Consider the following 16,941-nt stretch of genomic DNA (forward strand, 5'->3'; position numbering starts at 1 on the left):
GGCTACGCAAGCGTACCCTCGCAGTCATGAACACGAATACGGACGACCAGAGGTTCTATGAAAACACTGTTGGTGACGGGCGGAGCCGGCTTCATCGGCGCCAATTTCGTACTCCAGGCCATTGCCGACGGATTGCGGGTCGTGAACCTCGACAAGCTGACCTATGCGGGCAACCTTGGCACGCTGGCATCCCTGGAAGGTAACGACCGGCATGTCTTCGTGCAGGGCGACATCGGCGACCGCGCACTGGTCGGCCGCCTCATGGCCGAGCACCGGCCTGATGCGATCGTCAATTTCGCCGCCGAATCGCACGTCGACCGTTCCATCGACGGTCCGGCTGCGTTCGTGGAGACGAATGTGGTCGGCACCCTCGGCCTGCTCGAGGAGGCCAGGGACTTCTGGCGCGCGCTCGAAGGCGCGGAGAAGGAGGCGTTCCGCTTCCTGCACGTGTCGACTGACGAGGTCTACGGCTCCCTCGGCGCGGACGGCAAATTCACCGAAACGACGCCGTATGCGCCGAATTCGCCGTACTCCGCCAGCAAAGCCGCGTCCGACCACCTGGTCCGGGCCTTCCACCACACCTACGGCCTGCCCGTCCTCACCACGAACTGCTCGAACAACTACGGCCCGTTCCAGTTCCCCGAAAAGCTGATTCCGCTCACCATCCAGAAGGCATTGAAGGGGGAGTCACTCCCCGTCTATGGCGATGGCAGGAACGTCCGTGACTGGCTCTTCGTGGTTGATCACTGCTCGGCGATCCGCCGCGTGCTCGATCGTGGCCGCGTCGGCGAGACTTACAATGTCGGCGGTAACGCCGAGCGAGAGAACATCCACGTCGTGAAGACGATCTGCCGCATCCTCGACGAGCGCATGCCGTTGGCGGGTGGGCAGTCCAGGGAGTCGCTCATCACCTTCGTACGTGATCGGCCTGGCCACGACCGCCGGTACGCCATCGACGCGAGCAAACTGAAGGACGAACTCGGCTGGTCGCCGACGGAGACCTTCGAGTCCGGCATCGAAGCGACAGTGGCCTGGTACCTCGACAACCAGCCATGGGTGACATCGATCCTCGACGGCAGCTACCGCATGGAGCGCCTGGGCGCATGACGACCAAGGGCATCATCCTCGCCGGCGGTTCCGGCACCCGGCTTTATCCCATCACCCAGGCCGTCAGCAAGCAGCTGCTCCCTGTGTACGACAAGCCGATGATCTATTACCCGCTGGCGACCTTGATGCTCGCGGGCATTCGCGATGTACTGATCATCAACACACCACACGAGCAGGCCCTGTTCCAGCGCCTGCTCGGCGACGGCTCGCAATGGGGCATTGATATCTCCTACGCCGTGCAACCGTCGCCGGATGGCCTCGCCCAGGCGTTCCTCATCGGCCGCGACTTCATCGCCGGCCAACCGAGCTGCCTCGTGCTCGGCGACAACATCTTCTATGGCGAAGGGCTGACCGAACGGCTGAAGCGTGCGGCGTCCCGTCCCACGGGCGCTACCGTCTTCGGCTACTGGGTACGTGACCCGGAACGTTACGGCGTCGCCGAATTCGACGGCGAGGGGCGCGTGGTCGGCCTGGAGGAAAAGCCAGCGAAGCCGAAGTCGAACTACGCGGTGACCGGCCTCTATTTCTACGACGGTCGCGCATGCGATTTCGCCGCCAGCCTTAAGCCGTCGCCACGTGGCGAACTGGAAATCACCGACCTCAACCGCTGCTATCTCGAGGACGGATCCTTGATGCTCGAGCAGCTCGGTCGCGGTTTCGCGTGGCTGGATACCGGAACCCATGCATCGCTCATGGAAGCCGGCAACTACATCGAGACGATCGAAAACCGCCAGGGCCTGAAGGTCTGCTGCCCGGAAGAAATCGCTTTCTACAACAAGTGGATCGACGCAGAGCAGGTGCTCAACCTGGCGAAGCCGCTCGCCAAGACCGGGTACGGCGAGTACCTCCAGAACCTCGTCGGACACGGTCTCGTTAAATGAAGTGCACCCAGACATCCCTGCCCGGCGTGCTCGTGATCGAGCCCAGGGTTTTCGGCGATTCGCGCGGTTTCTTTTACGAGAGTTATAACGAGAAGGCCTTTCACGACCTGGGCATCGACCGGCGCTTCGTCCAGTCCAACGTGTCTCGATCGTCGCGAGGCGTGCTGCGTGGGCTTCATTACCAGTGGCCGCGACCGCAGGGAAAGCTGGTTAGCGTGCTCGAGGGCGAGGTCTACGACGTCGCCGTCGACATTCGCCGCGGCTCGCCGACCTTCGGGCAATGGGCCGCCGCCATGCTCACGGCGGAAAACCACCGACATTTCTGGATCCCAGAGGGTTTCGCCCATGGGTTTTGCGTCGTTTCCGACTTCGCCACGTTCTCGTACCAGTGCACGGAGCTGTACGACGGGGCCGCGGACGCGGGCGTCGCCTGGAACGACCCGTCATTGGCCATCGACTGGCCGATAAGCGCGCCGATACTCTCGGATAAGGACATCAAGGCACCCGTGCTGTCCGACGTCGCCCAGGAGCGCCTCCCGGAGTACCTCCCGTGAAATTCCTCGTGCTGGGCGCGACGGGGCAACTCGGCCGCACGTTCCTCACCGACGGGGGCCTCGCCCGCCGGGGCGTGGTCGTTGCGGCGAGCCGCGACGGGCTGCTTGCCGGCGGCGAATCCGCGCTCGTCGCCGACCTTGCACAACCCGATTCCCTCATTCCGCTGCTGGAAGCGGAGCGTCCCGACGTCATCGTGAACGCCGCCGCCTATACCGCGGTAGACAAGGCCGAAACGGAAGCGGCGATAGCCGAGCGAATCAACGGCGACGCACTCGCCGTCCTGGGAGCATGGGCGGCACGGCATGGCGCTCTGGTGGTCCACTACTCGACGGACTACGTCTTCGATGGCGGTGCGAGTAGCCCCTATACCGAGGACGCGCCGACCAGCCCGGCCAGTGCTTACGGCCGCAGCAAGCTGGCCGGCGAAGACGCGCTGCGGCGCAGCGGGGCGCCGCATTACATCTTCCGCACGGCCTGGGTGTATTCGTCCGTGGGCAACAACTTCCTGCGCACCATGCTCAGGCTCGGTGCGGAGCGCGGGGAACTGCGCATCGTCGCCGACCAGCGGGGCACGCCGACCAGCACTTCGCTCATCGTGGCGGCCACGCTCGGTGCCATCGACGCCTGGCTGGCCCGGGATGCGGCGAGACGGGCCGAACTGCAGGGTACGTACCACCTGACCGCGAATGGTGAAACCACCTGGCACGGCTTTGCCGAATATCTGCTACGCCGGGCCGCGGAACAGGGATTACTGCCCCGCTTGCCGAAGATCACACCCATTGCCACGGCGGACTTTCCTACCCCGGCGCGCCGTCCCGCCTATTCGGTCCTCGCCACCGGGCGCTTCGCTCGAACGTTCGGCTTCGACGTCCCGGCGTGGCAGACAGGCGTAGATGACGTCTTGACCCTCCTCTCCGAACACGCGGAATAACGGCCATGCTCATTCCCCTCATCCTCAGCGGCGGCAGCGGCACGCGCCTGTGGCCGATCTCACGGCGCAACCTGCCTAAGCAGTTTCTGACGCTCACGGGTAGCGAGACGCTGTTCCAGCAGACGATCCGCCGGGCAAGCAAATTGCCCGACACGGGCGCGCCGATTATCGTGGCGAGCGACGACCACCGCTTCCTGGCGGCCGAGCAGTTGCAGGAGCTCCAGGTGGACGGGGCCAGCATCCTGCTTGAACCCGTGGCGCGGAACACCGCCCCCGCGATCGCCGTGGGCGCCCTGCGCGCGCTCGAGCGGTCGGCGGACGCATTGATCCTCGTCTTGCCTGCGGACCACCTGATCGGGGACGACGGCTCGTTCTCAGACGCCGTGGCCAAGGCCCGCCCGCTGGCTGAGCAGGACTGGCTGGTGACCTTCGGGATCCGGCCGGAGCGACCGGAAACCGGCTTCGGTTATATCCAGCGTGGCGAGCCGATCGGCCAGCAGGGCTTCCGCGTGAGCCAGTTCGTCGAGAAGCCGCAGTTGGGCGTGGCGGAAGGATATGTGTCCAGCGGCAAGTTTGACTGGAACTCCGGCATGTTCCTGTTCCGTGCCTCTCGCTATTTGGACGAGCTGGCTCAACACGCGCCGGCGATGCTCGAAGCCGCACGTGCCGCCTATGAGCGCGCCAACGTCGACCTCGATTTCGTTCGTCTCGACACGGAAGCCTTCGCCGCCTCGCCGAGCGATTCCATCGACTACACCGTCATGGAGAAAACGTCGCGCGCCGCGGTCGTTCCGGTGAGCTGCGGCTGGAGCGATATCGGCTCCTGGGACGCTCTGTGGATGGCCGCTGAGAAGGACGCCAACGGCAACCATAACGAAGGCGACGTCATCACGATCGACACGCACGGCTCCCTGATCCGTTCGCACGACCGGCACCTCGTGGCCACCGTGGGGCTGGACGATGTCGTGATCGTCACGACGCCCGACGCCACGCTTGTCGCGCGACGCGACGCCTCGCAGGACGTCAAGCGCATCGTCGACGAGATCAAGGCCGCCGGCCGGACCGAGCACGATCTGCATCGCGTGGTTCGCCGCCCCTGGGGTTTGTACGACTCCCTGGAGAACGGCGAGCGGTTTCAGGTGAAGCGGATCGTGGTCAAGCCGGGTGCGGCCCTCAGCCTGCAGATGCACCACCATCGCGCGGAACACTGGATCGTGGTCAAGGGCGTCGCGGAGGTTACCTGCGACGATAAGGTGTTCCTGCTCGCCGAGAACCAAAGCACGTACCTACCGCTGGGCAGCAAGCATCGCCTGCGCAATCCCGGTAAGGTGCCCGTGGAACTCATCGAAGTGCAGTCGGGGAGCTACCTGGGTGAAGACGATATCGTGAGGTTCGACGACGTCTACGGGCGGGCGGGCACCGTCGGTTAATCCGGTGCCCAACCTGGCGGAAAGCTCTTAGCCTCCGCGGCCATCGATGATGCCTGCCAGTTCGGCCGTCTTGGCCTTCATTAGCGCAGTATCGCCGCGGGACTCCACATTCAGGCGAAGAAGGGGCTCCGTGTTCGACGAGCGCAGGTTGAAGCGCCACGCACCGAAGTCGGCGCTGGTGCCATCTACGTACTCCAGCGCAGGCGCATCGTTCTCGTAGTAGGCGAGGACGCGCGCCACCGCCGCCTTCGCGTCATCCACGACGAAATTGATCTCGCCGCTGCACGGATACGCGACCATGCGCTCGGCCAGCATGTCCGCGAGGCTGACACCTGTCCGCGACAAACGCTCGGCCACGAGCAGCCAGGGGATCATTCCCGAGTCGCAGTAGGCGAACTCGCGGAAGTAATGATGCGCGCTCATCTCGCCGCCGTAGATCGCGTCCTCCGCACGCATCCGCTCCTTGATGAATGCGTGGCCCGTCTTGCTTTCGATGGGGATGCCACCCGCCTCCTCCACCATGTCGATCGTGTTCCAGGTCAGCCGCGGATCGTGAATGATCTTCGCGCCCGGGTGCTTCTCCAGGATCTGCGCAGCCAGCAGGCCGACGATGTAATAGCCCTCGATGAACTCGCCGCGAGCGTCGAATAGGAAACAGCGATCGAAATCGCCGTCCCAGGCGATGCCAAAGTCGGCGCCGTGTTCCCGCACGGCATCGGCCGTGACCGAACGGTTCTCAGGCAGGAGAGGGTTGGGGATGCCATTCGGGAAGCTGCCGTCCGGCTCGTGGTTCACGCGCACGAACCGCAATGGAAGGTGTGCCTCGAGCAGGTCGACGATCTGGCCCGCGCCGCCGTTTCCTGCGTTTACGACCACCTTCAAAGGCGTGAACGCATTGGGGTCCACATAACCCAGCAGGTGTTCGATATAGGCACTCTTGTCGTGATCCTGGAGCACGCCTCCGCGCGCGCCCGTTGGCTCGCCGAAAACGTTCTCCTCGACCATGCGCTCGATGTCGCGCAGACCGGTGTCGCCACTGATCGGTCGCGAGCCCTCGCGCACCAGCTTCATGCCGTTGTAGTCGATGGGATTGTGGCTGGCGGTGACCATGATCCCGCCGGCGAGCTGGCGATGGAAGGTCTGGAAATAGACTTCTTCCGTGCCACAGAGTCCGATGTCGACGACATCGCGACCTTCGTCGTTCAGCCCGCGGACGAGGGCCTCGGCTAGCCCGGGGCTGTCACGCCGGATGTCGTAGCCGACGGCGACGGCCCCCTTCCCCACCGTCCGCGCAAAGGCACGACCGAGGCGATACGCGATGTCTTCGTTCAGTTCGTCCGGCACGCGGCCGCGGATGTCGTAGGCTTTGAAGCACTTCATGAGCGTTGTCCCAGCGAGTCAGCGGTCCATTCTCACCGGACGCGGCCCGTCCCTCAAGGTTGAGGCCCGCCATCCACGAAGCCACGCAACCAATGAAAGGCGGGTTGGCCCTCCCGCGACAGGAAGGTACGCGGCTCCACGGAAGATACACCGCTGTTCTGCAAGGCGCGGCGATAGCGGCCTTCATCGCCTGCATCCCAATAAACGAGGCGAAATTCCGTGATGCCGTCTTTCTTGAGGTGCTCTATCGTGCCGGGCTCGATATCCACGCTGTAACGCACGCGATTCCCCGTGAGGAAGGCAAACGAGGTGAAGAATCCCCACTCCGGAAACAAGTAGGCAACATGCGTCGGGACGCTGCGCGCCTCGACGGCGAGCGTCGTCAGCGCATCGCTGCTGTGGCCCCGGCCACCCGTCTTGACCAGCCATCCGTGGAAGTGGGCCTGCTGGACCAGGTTGCCGCCGACTACCCCGAGCGTGAGCATCACGAGTGCGGCGACCCGTACGCGAGGGCTCGATCCGCGAAGCATCGCCGCCGCCTGTGCCAGGAGCAACGCGGGCAACAGATAAACGAATGGCAGCAGCACGCTGAAATGGTGGGCTCCGAGGCGATGACCGAACAGCGAAGCGACAGCGAGGAAGGAGAGCGGCATCAACGCCGGCAGCATCACCGTCGTCGCGCGTGGCTGGTGCCTCAGCGCACGAACGACACCGATCATGAGCAGACCGAGGACACTCGCAGCCAGCCACCATGCCTTGCTCGCGCCCCAAAGGCCCGACACCCGCTGACCAAAGATCATGCCCTCGTTGGCGAGATCGCTCGTCGCCAGTCCGATCATGTCCCACGCGTAAACCAGGTTATTCCCGGAAGCACCACTGGCCTCGAAAGGCTTCAGTTGGCCCAGCATCCCCCGCACGAATTCGAGGGTCGGTTCCAAGCCGTGCTTCTTCGCCAGCAGCGACAGGAATCCGAGGAGGAACGGACTGACGCCAACCACGGCACCCGCTACCCAGCGCCCCCAGTCGCGGCGAGGTATCCAGCATGCGACCAGGAGAGCCATGGCGGGCGCAAAGAACGAAAGGACGAAGTACCCATAGCTGGCGAGGCCGAAACAGACACCTGACCAGAAAGCTCGCCGGCGTACGACTCGCGAGTCGGGCTCTGCCGGAAGTGCCAGCAGCATCGAGAGGATGAACCATGCCGCTCCGCCGAGGACAATGTAGAACTGTGTACGGAACGAGGCGGTGAAGGCGAGTTCGGTCGCGAGGCCGACTCCCACGGCCACGGCCAGCCCGCGCGATGACGTGAGCCGGCGGGTCAGGTGGTATAGCGCCAGGAGCAGGATCGCACCAAACACGGCCTGTTCGAGCCGAAGCGACGTGACGCTGAAGCCTGCCACGGCGAAAAAGGGCAGGCCAAGGTAGGCGTTCTGCATCCCGTGGTAGAAGCTGCCGAGTATGGGAAAGATTTTCGATGGGATGCCCGCACCCGGATTATGGCCATGGTGCAGCCAGCGCGCCGCGAGGAAGTCCGGGTTCGCCGCATCCATGTAGATGCCTGGCAAGTCCGCATGGAGGAGGACGAGGGCCAGGAACATCGCCAACGGCAGCAGCCAGGCCAGCCTCGGCACCCATGCGTCCTTCCAGTCAACCAAGGCGATCCCCTCGTCTGTCGCGCCCCGGCGGCGGCGCCGGCGATTATACAATTGCCGGATTGCCGCGCTGGCCCTCCACGACAGGCACACCGCCCGATCCCGCTGAAGGATGAACGCCACATGCAGACAGTTGCCCCCGACCATGGTCCGGACGTCGCCGTACTCATTCCCTGCTTCAACGAGGAGCTGGCCATCGCACGCGTGATCCAGGAGTTCCGGGCCGCCCTGCCGCATGCCCGCGTCCACGTTTTCGACAACGCGTCCACGGATCGCACGATTGACGTGGCACGGGATGCCGGAGCGGCCGTGCGTACGGTGGGGCTCCGCGGCAAGGGCAATGTGGTACGGCGCATGTTCGCTGACGTGGATGCGGATATCTACGTCCTTGTCGACGGCGACGCGACCTACGACGCGTCCAGTGCTCCCGCGATGATCGAACGACTGCTGCGCGACGGCTCCGACATGGTCGTCGGCGTCCGCAAGGACGACAATCTCGTGGGCGCCTACCGGAGCGGCCATCGGGTAGGAAACCGCATTCTCACTGGCTGTGTGGCCATGATATTCGGTGGCACATTCACGGACATGTTGTCCGGCTACCGCGTCTTTACCCGCCGCTACGTCAAGTCGTTTCCTGCCCTGTCGGCTGGTTTCGAAACAGAAACGGAACTGACGGTGCATGCCCTGGAACTGCGCATGCCGTGGAGCGAGATGGACACGCCCTACTCAACGCGACCCGAAGGCTCGGAGAGCAAGCTGTCGACATACAAGGACGGGCTGCGCATTGTGCGGATGATCCTGCGCCTCTTCGTCGCGGAACGGCCCCTGCACTTCTTCGGTCTGATAGGCGCGCTGTCCCTCATCGTCGGCGTCGTCATCGCCGCGCCATTGCTGACCACCTACCTCACGACACATGAAGTGCCGCGACTTCCGACGGCACTGCTGTCCACCGGACTCGCGCTAGTCGCGGCGATCTCACTAGTGTGCGGCCTGATCATGGACGCCGTCACGCGCGGACGGAGGGAATTGAAGCGCCTGTTCTACCTGGCGATTCCCGGACCGGTGGAACCGAGCGATCCCCTGTCCTAGACAGTGTCACCGTCATCGGGTGGCACTTCGTCGGTGTAGCCGATCACGTGGGCGGGGTTACCAACGACGATCGCCCGCTCGGGCACGTCGTGTGTCACCACCGCCCCGGCCCCGACCATGGCTCCGGAACCGATTTCGAGCCCCGGCAGGATAGTCGCGCCGCCACCGATCGAGGCGCCGGAACGGGCCACCGTCTGGAGGAAAGGATGCGTGTGATCGCGCGACCGCGGAACACGGTCGTTGGTAAACGTGACATTCGGCCCAACGAACACATCGTCCTCGAGCCGCACGCCATCCCACAGCTGAACCCCGCTCTTCACCGTCACCCGGTCCCCCACCACGACATCGTTCTCGATGAAGCAGTGCGAGCAGATGTTGCAGTCTTCGCCAATCGAGGCGGCGGGGAGAATCACGACAAACTGCCACACTCGCGTGCGCTGGCCGATGTGCAGCGTCTGCACGTCGGCCAGCGCATGGATGAACGGCTCGTCACTCATTCAACCGTAACCGACTTCGCCAGGTTGCGCGGCTGGTCGACATCGGTACCGCGCTGCACGGCCACGTGGTAAGCCAGCAACTGCATCGGCACGGTGAACACGGCCGGGGCGATCAGGTCGCCGCCGCCGTCGACGCGCACGGTGGCGATATGTGCCGTGTCCGCGTCCATCTCAGCCCGCTGGTCGGCGAATACGATCAGCTCGCCACCACGCGCCCGCACTTCCTGCAGGTTCGACTTCAACTTGTCCAGCAGCGGCCCGTTCGGCGCTACCGCCACGATGGGCATGTTCTCGTCCACAAGCGCCAGCGGACCGTGCTTCAGTTCACCGGCCGGATAGGCTTCGGCGTGGATGTAGGAAATCTCCTTGAGCTTCAGGGAGCCTTCCAATGCGACGGGGAACTGGGCTCCGCGCCCCAGGAACAATGCGTGCTGCTTGTTGGCGAAGTGGTCGGCGATCTTGAGGATCTCCGGTTCGCTCTGCAGGGCGTTCTCGATGTAGCGGGGCAGCGATTGCAATTCCTTGCAGTGCTCGAGGTACCGCGCGTTGTCCAGCCCCCGTCGCCGCCCGAGATCCAGCGCCAGCAGTGCGAAAGCGGCAAGCTGGGTCGTGAACGCCTTGGTCGAGGCGACGCCGATTTCCGGACCCGCGCGCGTCATCAGGCGGAGGTCCGACTCGCGCACCACCGAGGACTCGGGCACGTTGCAGATGGCGAAGGTGGCGAGGTAGCCCCGGCGACGCGATTCGCGCATCGCGGCCAGCGTGTCGGCCGTTTCACCGGACTGGGATACGGCCACGAAGAGCGTGTTCTCGGGCACGACCACGTCGCGATAGCGGTATTCGCTCGCCACCTCGACCACGACCGGAATGCGGGCCAATTCCTCAATCCAGTACTTCGCCACCATGCCGGCGTGATAGCTGGTGCCGCAGGCGACGATATGGATGCCGCGCGTCTTGTCGAGGATGGGATCGGCGTCGATACCGAAGATGTTCGGCAGCACGCCATGCGGCCCGATGCGGCCCTCGAGCGTATCCGCGACGGCGCGCGGCTGCTCGAAGATTTCTTTCTGCATGTAGTGGCGATACTCGCCCCGCTCCACCGAGTCGGCACTGATCTCGCTCTCGTGCGCGGTACGGTCAACGGGTTGGCCGTCGAGCCCGAAGACGGCGACGCTGTCGCGGGTGATCTCGACGACGTCGTCCTCCTCGAGGTACATCATCCGGTTGGTCACCTTGATGAGTGCCTGTGCATCGGAACCGAGGAAGTGCTCGCCGATGCCGATGCCGACCAGCAGGGGGCAGCCGCGGCGGGCGCCGACGATGCGTTCCGGCTCGTCGAGGCTCATCACCGCGATGGCGTAGGCGCCTTCGAGTTCGCGGACGGCGGCCGTGACGGCTTCGCGCAGCGGCTTGCCGGCCTTCACATGTTCGTCGATGACGGCACCCATCACCTCGGTGTCGGTCTCCGAATGGAAGGCACGGCCGTTGGCCTTCAGGGAATCGCGCAGGGAAGCGTAGTTCTCGATGATGCCGTTATGCACGATCGCGATACGGCCCTGCACGTGTGGATGCGCGTTCTTCTCGCTGGGCACGCCATGCGTGGCCCAGCGGGTATGGGCGATGCCCGTGCCCCCCGGCACCGGGTCGGCGTCATACAGGGCCTCCATCTCGCGCACCTTGCCCTTGGCGCGCACACGACGGATCTCCCCGCCGTCGGCGATGGCCATGCCCGCGGAGTCATACCCGCGATACTCCAGGGCCTTGAGCCCGGCGATGAGGATGGGCGCGATATCACGCTGCGCGACAGCGGCGACGATTCCACACATGACGCTTCCCCTGTTCCTTAGTTGACTTTGCGACGCAGGTAATTCAGCAGATCGATCCGCGTGATCAACCCGAGGAACTGCTCCCCATCGACCACGATAGCGACGTGACCTTTTTCGAACACCGGCAACAACGCCTCGATGGGCGCCTTGACCTGGAGCATCTCCGGCGAGGCGATCATGGCGGTGGACACCGGATCGCGGAATTTCGCGCTGTCGGCATGCACGTGTAGCAGCACGTCGGACTCGTCGAGGATGCCGACGATGCGATCGCCGTCCATCACGGGCAGCTGTGACACGTCGTACAGCTTCATGCGGTTGTAGGCGGTGATCAGCATGTCCTGCGGCTTGACCACCACGGTGTCGCGCTGCGCGTACGGGCGAAGGATGAGGTCACGCAGGTCGCCGAACTGCTCGCGTTCGATGAAGCCGTTGTCCAGCATCCAGTAGTCGTTGTACATCTTCGACAGGTACTTGTTGCCGGTGTCGCAGACGAGGGTGACGACGCGCTTCGGTGTCGTCTGCTCACGGCAGTACTTCAACGCCGCGGAGAGCAGCGTTCCCGTCGACGAGCCGCCAAGTACGCCCTCCTTCGCCAGGAGTTCGCGCGCGGCCAGGAAGCTTTCCTTGTCGCTGATCGCGTACGCCTTCTTCACCATCGAGAAGTCGCTGATCGACGGCAGGAAATCCTCGCCGATGCCTTCGACCATCCAGCTGCCCGACTTCTCGGACAAGGTGCCTTCGTTGATGTACTGCGCGAGGATCGAGCCGACGGGATCGGCCAGGACGATCTCCGTGTTCGGCGAATGCTCGCGGAGGTAGGCGGTAAGTCCGCTCATGGTGCCGGACGAGCCGCAGCCGACGACGATCGCATCGACCTTTCCGTCCAACTGCTCGAGGATTTCCGGCCCCGTGGTTTCCACATGGGCGAGAGGGTTGTCGGGATTGCCGAACTGATTGATGAAGTAGGCGCCCGGGGTCTCTCGCGCGATGCGCTCGGCCATGTCCTGGTAGTACTCGGGGTGCCCCTTGGCCACGTCCGAGCGCGTGAGGACCACCTCCGCGCCCATGGCCTTGAGGTTGAAGATCTTCTCGCGGCTCATCTTGTCGGGCACGACCAGGACCAGCCGGTAGCCCTTCTGCTGGGCGACCAGGGCAAGTCCGAGGCCGGTGTTGCCGGCGGTGCCCTCGACGAGCGTGTCGCCCGGCTTGATCTTCCCGGCACGCTCGGCGCCTTCGATCATCGAACGGCCGATGCGGTCCTTGACCGAGCCGCCCGGGTTGGCGCTTTCCAGCTTCAGGAACAACTCGCAACAGCCCGTATCCAGGTGCTGGGCACGCACCATCGGGGTGCGGCCGATCAGTTCGAGGACGCTGTCGTGAACACTCATTGGAACTCCATGGTCTTGATCCGGCGCGGTCCCTCGACCGCGCCCATTGGGCCTACATGATAAAGGGTGCGCCACTGAACCGATGCCCGGCTTCTCGGCCGAGCCAAAACGGTGTATGGACCTGCGAATTGGCCGGCAGGTTCCGTAGGGAGGCGTGGCCTGGCCGATCGTGGAGGCGTGGCCTGGCCGATCGTGACGACCGATTAAAAAAAACGGGCGCTTCGCAGCGCCCGTCTTCTCGATCCGGCCCGGTGGGGCGTCAGTGTCGCGATTGCTGCCAGCGGTCCCACATTCGCTGGAGTTGCACCTTGGCCTGCAGCTTTTCCCGCTTCATCTGGGTGAGGGCCTCGTCGCCTAGCGCCAGGCATCCGCGGCCGGCGTCTTCAAGCTTCGAATCGAGTTCCTTGTGGCGGAAATAAAGACGGCGAGTCTCGGCATCGGCGTGGATGAACTTCTCGACGTCGTCATGCTGCTGGTTTTCGAACATATCGATCTCCTCGCGGTGGGATCGGTCCGCGGTGCGGACCGGTCGTGAGGGGAGCCATGCGGGCACCATCCGCGCATCGGCGGCAGGGAGAATGGCGATGCTATGTGCCTGGGTGAACGTACGCATGCTCCGGCAGGACCGTCACGTGTTTTTTCCGTGACGGGAGGTCCAAGCTACTCCGCTCCCGAGGGAGCCGCAAGAGCGATACTTCTCAAAAAATCGCTAAAAAATAGTTGCTAGCGCAACGACTTACCCGGCAGGTGCCGAGGTTTTTGGAGCTAGTGGATCGGCGCCCTTACGCCTTAAGCGGGGCCAGCGCCGGCGATTTGCCGGGGCTCGGGTGCCATGGTCAGGGCACGTGCTCGGTGGGAGCCGAGCAGGCCCGTGACGGGGGCGGGCGGTTAGTGCCCGCCCTTCTTCGTCTTCTTCGGGGCCGGCGTGGCCGGCGTCGAGGCCGGTGCCCCACCGTCCGAGGAGTTGATGTCGCGCATGGCGCGAGCGGCTGCCTCGGCAAGAGCGGCCTGCTTCTTGGCGGCATTGGCCACGCGGGCCTGGGCGGCGGCGACCTGCCGGGCCTTCTCGCCCTCGGCCTTCGCCTGTTCCAGGGCCTCCGAGTACTCCACACCCTGCTGCTGCAGGCGGGCCGCCTCTTCCTGGATCATCTGGTTCTGCATGCGCTGCTGCTCGAGCTGGCGACGGGCCATCTCGGCGTCGAGGCGGCTGGCCTCGAGGAGGATGGCGTCATGCTCGCGATCCAGCTGAGCACTCTTTACCTGCGCATCCTGGTACTGGGCCATCGCCTTGGCGATGTCGACACGGCGCTCGGCGATATACAGGTAATGGCCGTGCTCCTTCTCCTTGGGCTTGAACTGCGCCATCTGGCTGATCGCCTCGCGGGCGCGTGCCTGCTCGGCCTGCGCGTAGCCGCCCAGGGTGGGGTCGGACGAGAGCTGGTCCAGGCTCGAGGTGAGGCGGCGGGCATCGAGGTCGTCGGTGGCGGCGACGGCCGCACCCGCGGAAACGGCAAGGACGAAGGCCGAGAGGAAGATCGTTGAGCGCTTCATCACTGGCCTCCCTGGTTGTTCAGCGGCTGGGTCTCGCCACCGGCGGGCGGCGGCGTGGTGTCGGTGGGTTCCGGCAGGACCGTCTCGGACTCCTGCACGTTGCTCGGAATGGGCACGGTATCGTTGGCGTGGTTGTCGATCATCTCCACGCGCATGCTGGAGTTTTCCTTGCTCTTGGCGGTGTTCTGCGCGCGCGCGGCGCCCAGCCGCGCCTTGGCACGGGCCAGCTCGCTGTCCGCGCGGGACTCGTCGGCCAGCATGGCGGCCTCTTCGTACTTGCGGCTGGCCATGGCGGCCTGGGCCTGACGGAACTTGCTCTGCGCGTAATCCAGGTCGACCGGCGCATAATCGGCGGCGCCGGCGTCGCGCGCAGCCTGCAGCTGGGCGAGTGCCTGGTTCATGGCACCGTCCGGTGGGGGCACGCTGGCACAGCCAGCGAGGGTGGCGATAGCCAGGGCCAGGGAGGCCAGGCCGACGAGCCGGCGGCCCCGGGAAAGGGCTTTCGACTGCAAGTTGTGCACCATCACTCGTTCCTCGTACAGATTTGCGAGATATTGTCGATATAACAGGTCAGTGAGACCGTCTTCTCGATTGTAATGCGATTGCCCGGGGGTTTAGGTGGATATCGGTTATTTCCTGAAACTGATGGTGGACAAGGGCGCGTCGGACATGTTCCTGACGACCGGCGCCCCGGTGAACATCAAGGTGGAGGGCAAGCTTTACCCGCTCGGAAACACCGGCCTGCCGAGCGGCATGGTCAAGAAAATCGCCTACTCCCTGATGGACGAGGGCCAGGTGCCGCAGTTCGAGCGGGACCTCGAACTGAACATGGCCCTGGCCGTGAAGGAAGCCGGCCGCTTCCGCATCAACGTGTTCAAGCAGCGCGGCGAGATCGGCATGGTCATCCGTGCCATCAAGAGCGAGATCCCCTCCCTCGAGGAGCTTCGCCTTCCGGCCATCTTCCGTGACCTGATCATGGAGCCCCGCGGGCTGATCCTGGTCGTGGGCGCCACGGGTTCGGGCAAGTCCACCACCCTGGCGGCCATGCTCGACCACCGTAACAGCAACAGCTCCGGTCACATCCTCACCATCGAGGACCCGATCGAGTACCTGCACCGGCACAAGCGGTCCATCGTCAACCAGCGCGAAGTGGGGCTCGATACGCACAGCTACCACGAGGCGCTGAAGAACGCGATGCGCGAGGCGCCGGACGTCATCATGATCGGCGAGATCCGCGACACCGACACGATGGAAGCGGCCATTTCGTTCTCGGAGACGGGCCATCTCTGCCTCGCCACCCTGCACTCCAACAACGCCGACCAGACCCTCGAGCGTATCCTCAACTTCTTCCCGGAGTCGGCGCACAAGAACGTGCTGATGAACCTCGCCCTGAACCTGCGCGCAGTCATCAGCCAGCGCCTGGTCATCGGCAAGGACGGCCGCCGCATGCCGGCCACGGAAGTCCTCCTCAACACCCCGTTGATCCGCGACATGATCCGTCGCGGCCAGATCCACGAGGTGAAGGACGCCATGGACCGCAGCCTGCAGGAAGGCATGCAGACCTTCGACCAGTCCCTGTACCGCCTCTACAAGGAAGGACAGATCACGCTCGAGGAATGCCTCAACAAGGCCGATTCGCGCGATGGACTGGCCTTGAAGATCCGTCTGTCGGAAGGCGCGTCGGGGAACGAGTTCGCGTCGAGCGATCCGTACGGGATCGGGGTCTGAGGCAAGACCCGTCGCCGACACGGCCGGCTCCCACCGAGCGCGCGCCGAATCAGGGACGCGCTAGCCTGGTGGGAGCCGACCCTGTCGGCGATGCTTTTACGGGGCGTCCGGTTGCGCCTCGGGGGCTGCCTTCTTGAAGGCCGCCAGTGCCTGGCACGCCTCGACCACGCGGCGGATTGTCGGGTACGGCGTCAGGTCCACCCCCCAGCGCACGGCGTTGTAGTACTGCGGCACCAGGCACGCGTCGGCGAGGGTCGGCGCGTCGCCGTAGCTGAAGCGCCCAGCCACGCCTTCGGCCAACAACTTCTCCAGCCCGTCGAAGCCGAGCCCGATCCAGCGCCGCGACCAGGCCTCCTTCACCGCCTGGTCGGCGCCGAACTCCGCCTCGATGGCCTTCAGCACGCGGAGGTTGCCCACGGGATGGATATCCGTGCCCACCGCCTGCATGAGCTCGCGCACCTTCGCCCTCCCCGCCGCGTCCTTCGGCATCAGGGCTGGCTCGGGGCGCGTTTCGTCGAGGTACTCCAGGATCGCCATCGACTGACGGACGACGCGCCCATCGTCGATCAACGTCGGCAGCTGGGCTTGCGGCGACAGAGCGCGGTAATCCGGCTTCAAGTGTTGCCCGCCCTCTTCGACGAGGTGCACGGGACGCGCTTCATAATCGAGCCCCTTCAGGTTCAGCACGATGCGGACGCGATACGCGGAACTGGAGCGCCAGTACGTATAGAGAACGAGGGACATGCAAGCCTTCCTTCGGGAGGGTTATTCCTCAGAACAAGGTATCGCAACCGTTGTGACGCCAGGAAGAGCGGCCAAGGCTGTGGGAAGCGCGCTGGCGCGCGAAGGCGGGGCCAAGCTCTACGAGATCGGCGCGGGCACGAATGAAATCCGCCGCATGTTGATCGGCCGCGAATTGTTCCACG

At 64.7% G+C, this 16,941-nt stretch carries 16 protein-coding genes and 1 pseudogene; 8 read left to right on the plus strand and 9 right to left on the minus strand.

Annotated elements, in window-relative coordinates; all coding sequences use genetic code 11:
- The first annotated feature begins 57 nt into the window (after window positions 1–57).
- From rfbB to ACQKIE_RS13610, 5 genes are read left to right on the plus strand one after another with little or no spacing between them, the layout of a single operon-like run.
- Window positions 58–1,107: a dTDP-glucose 4,6-dehydratase gene (gene rfbB / locus ACQKIE_RS13590; RefSeq protein ID WP_427459921.1), complete on the plus strand. Its 1,050-nt coding sequence runs from the start codon at window positions 58–60 to the stop codon at window positions 1,105–1,107.
- Window positions 1,104–1,988, plus strand: coding sequence for a glucose-1-phosphate thymidylyltransferase RfbA (gene rfbA, locus ACQKIE_RS13595; RefSeq protein WP_427459923.1), 885 nt, complete (start codon window positions 1,104–1,106; stop codon window positions 1,986–1,988). The genes rfbB and rfbA overlap by 4 nt, the downstream gene beginning before the upstream one ends.
- Window positions 1,985–2,542, plus strand: a complete 558-nt coding sequence (gene rfbC / locus ACQKIE_RS13600) for a dTDP-4-dehydrorhamnose 3,5-epimerase (protein ID WP_427459925.1) — start codon at window positions 1,985–1,987, stop codon at window positions 2,540–2,542. Before rfbA ends, rfbC begins: the two co-directional genes overlap by 4 nt.
- Complete coding sequence (gene rfbD, locus ACQKIE_RS13605) at window positions 2,539–3,474, plus strand: dTDP-4-dehydrorhamnose reductase (protein WP_427459927.1); 936 nt, start codon at window positions 2,539–2,541, stop codon at window positions 3,472–3,474. Before rfbC ends, rfbD begins: the two co-directional genes overlap by 4 nt.
- A gap of 5 nt (window positions 3,475–3,479) precedes the next feature.
- Entirely contained in the window at window positions 3,480–4,904 is a 1,425-nt protein-coding gene (locus ACQKIE_RS13610; RefSeq protein WP_427459929.1) for a mannose-1-phosphate guanylyltransferase/mannose-6-phosphate isomerase, read from the plus strand.
- Window positions 4,905–4,931: 27 nt separating this feature from the next.
- On the opposite strand, the gene ACQKIE_RS13615 is transcribed toward ACQKIE_RS13610, so the two are convergent.
- Both ACQKIE_RS13615 and ACQKIE_RS13620 read right to left on the minus strand, forming a co-directional pair.
- Window positions 4,932–6,284: a phosphomannomutase gene (locus ACQKIE_RS13615; protein ID WP_427459931.1), complete on the minus strand. Its 1,353-nt coding sequence runs from the start codon at window positions 6,282–6,284 to the stop codon at window positions 4,932–4,934.
- A gap of 53 nt (window positions 6,285–6,337) precedes the next feature.
- A complete protein-coding gene (locus tag ACQKIE_RS13620; RefSeq protein ID WP_427459933.1) occupies window positions 6,338–7,939 on the minus strand; it encodes a hypothetical protein in 1,602 nt (533 codons plus the stop codon).
- A gap of 120 nt (window positions 7,940–8,059) precedes the next feature.
- Here ACQKIE_RS13620 and ACQKIE_RS13625 point away from each other — a divergent pair, with 120 nt between their 5' ends.
- Window positions 8,060–9,025 (plus strand): glycosyltransferase family 2 protein, encoded by a 966-nt coding sequence (locus ACQKIE_RS13625; protein WP_427459935.1) that lies wholly within the window; start codon window positions 8,060–8,062, stop codon window positions 9,023–9,025.
- A 26-nt stretch (window positions 9,026–9,051) separates the two neighbouring features.
- Here the strand turns inward: ACQKIE_RS13625 and ACQKIE_RS13630 are convergent.
- The 6 genes and pseudogenes from ACQKIE_RS13630 to ACQKIE_RS13655 form a co-directional block, all read right to left on the minus strand.
- Window positions 9,052–9,522 (minus strand): annotated as a pseudogene (locus ACQKIE_RS13630) (acyltransferase); the annotation flags it as partial.
- Entirely contained in the window at window positions 9,519–11,348 is a 1,830-nt protein-coding gene (gene glmS / locus ACQKIE_RS13635; RefSeq protein WP_427459937.1) for a glutamine--fructose-6-phosphate transaminase (isomerizing), read from the minus strand. The gene glmS and the pseudogene ACQKIE_RS13630, both read right to left, overlap by 4 nt.
- Window positions 11,349–11,365: 17 nt before the next feature.
- Entirely contained in the window at window positions 11,366–12,736 is a 1,371-nt protein-coding gene (locus ACQKIE_RS13640; protein ID WP_427459939.1) for a pyridoxal-phosphate dependent enzyme, read from the minus strand.
- Window positions 12,737–12,995: 259 nt separating this feature from the next.
- Complete coding sequence (locus tag ACQKIE_RS13645; protein WP_427459941.1) at window positions 12,996–13,349, minus strand: YdcH family protein; 354 nt, start codon at window positions 13,347–13,349, stop codon at window positions 12,996–12,998.
- Between the two features lie 275 nt (window positions 13,350–13,624).
- Window positions 13,625–14,287, minus strand: coding sequence for a DUF4398 domain-containing protein (locus ACQKIE_RS13650; protein ID WP_427459943.1), 663 nt, complete (start codon window positions 14,285–14,287; stop codon window positions 13,625–13,627).
- Window positions 14,287–14,811: a DUF4398 domain-containing protein gene (locus tag ACQKIE_RS13655; protein ID WP_427459945.1), complete on the minus strand. Its 525-nt coding sequence runs from the start codon at window positions 14,809–14,811 to the stop codon at window positions 14,287–14,289. Before ACQKIE_RS13655 ends, ACQKIE_RS13650 begins: the two co-directional genes overlap by 1 nt.
- Before the next feature lie 94 nt (window positions 14,812–14,905).
- Here ACQKIE_RS13655 and ACQKIE_RS13660 point away from each other — a divergent pair, with 94 nt between their 5' ends.
- Window positions 14,906–16,015, plus strand: coding sequence for a PilT/PilU family type 4a pilus ATPase (locus ACQKIE_RS13660; protein WP_427459947.1), 1,110 nt, complete (start codon window positions 14,906–14,908; stop codon window positions 16,013–16,015).
- Window positions 16,016–16,111: 96 nt separating this feature from the next.
- On the opposite strand, the gene maiA is transcribed toward ACQKIE_RS13660, so the two are convergent.
- Window positions 16,112–16,759 (minus strand): maleylacetoacetate isomerase, encoded by a 648-nt coding sequence (maiA, locus tag ACQKIE_RS13665; RefSeq protein ID WP_427459949.1) that lies wholly within the window; start codon window positions 16,757–16,759, stop codon window positions 16,112–16,114.
- On the opposite strand from maiA, the gene ACQKIE_RS13670 reads away from it, so the two are divergent.
- On the plus strand, window positions 16,758–16,941 hold a 184-nt coding region (locus ACQKIE_RS13670), incomplete at its 3' end, for a hypothetical protein (protein WP_427459967.1). The two genes, maiA and ACQKIE_RS13670, sit on opposite strands and share 2 nt — an antisense overlap.

The organism is Luteibacter sp. NPDC031894, assembly GCF_050273135.1.
In the GTDB taxonomy this organism is placed as follows: domain Bacteria; phylum Pseudomonadota; class Gammaproteobacteria; order Xanthomonadales; family Rhodanobacteraceae; genus Luteibacter.

Bases quoted from the DNA above. Each gene is read 5' to 3' on its own strand.
- rfbB (WP_427459921.1), top strand. From the start codon at position 58: ATGAAAACACTGTTGGTGACGGGCGGAGCCGGCTTCATCGGCGCCAAT.
- rfbA (WP_427459923.1), top strand. From the start codon at position 1,104: ATGACGACCAAGGGCATCATCCTCGCCGGCGGTTCCGGCACCCGGCTT.
- rfbC (WP_427459925.1), top strand. From the start codon at position 1,985: ATGAAGTGCACCCAGACATCCCTGCCCGGCGTGCTCGTGATCGAGCCC.
- ACQKIE_RS13610 (WP_427459929.1), top strand. From the start codon at position 3,480: ATGCTCATTCCCCTCATCCTCAGCGGCGGCAGCGGCACGCGCCTGTGG.
- ACQKIE_RS13615 (WP_427459931.1), bottom strand. From the start codon at position 6,284: ATGAAGTGCTTCAAAGCCTACGACATCCGCGGCCGCGTGCCGGACGAA.
- ACQKIE_RS13625 (WP_427459935.1), top strand. From the start codon at position 8,060: ATGCAGACAGTTGCCCCCGACCATGGTCCGGACGTCGCCGTACTCATT.
- glmS (WP_427459937.1), bottom strand. From the start codon at position 11,348: ATGTGTGGAATCGTCGCCGCTGTCGCGCAGCGTGATATCGCGCCCATC.
- ACQKIE_RS13640 (WP_427459939.1), bottom strand. From the start codon at position 12,736: ATGAGTGTTCACGACAGCGTCCTCGAACTGATCGGCCGCACCCCGATG.
- ACQKIE_RS13645 (WP_427459941.1), bottom strand. From the start codon at position 13,349: ATGCGTACGTTCACCCAGGCACATAGCATCGCCATTCTCCCTGCCGCC.
- ACQKIE_RS13650 (WP_427459943.1), bottom strand. From the start codon at position 14,287: ATGAAGCGCTCAACGATCTTCCTCTCGGCCTTCGTCCTTGCCGTTTCC.
- ACQKIE_RS13655 (WP_427459945.1), bottom strand. From the start codon at position 14,811: ATGGTGCACAACTTGCAGTCGAAAGCCCTTTCCCGGGGCCGCCGGCTC.
- maiA (WP_427459949.1), bottom strand. From the start codon at position 16,759: ATGTCCCTCGTTCTCTATACGTACTGGCGCTCCAGTTCCGCGTATCGC.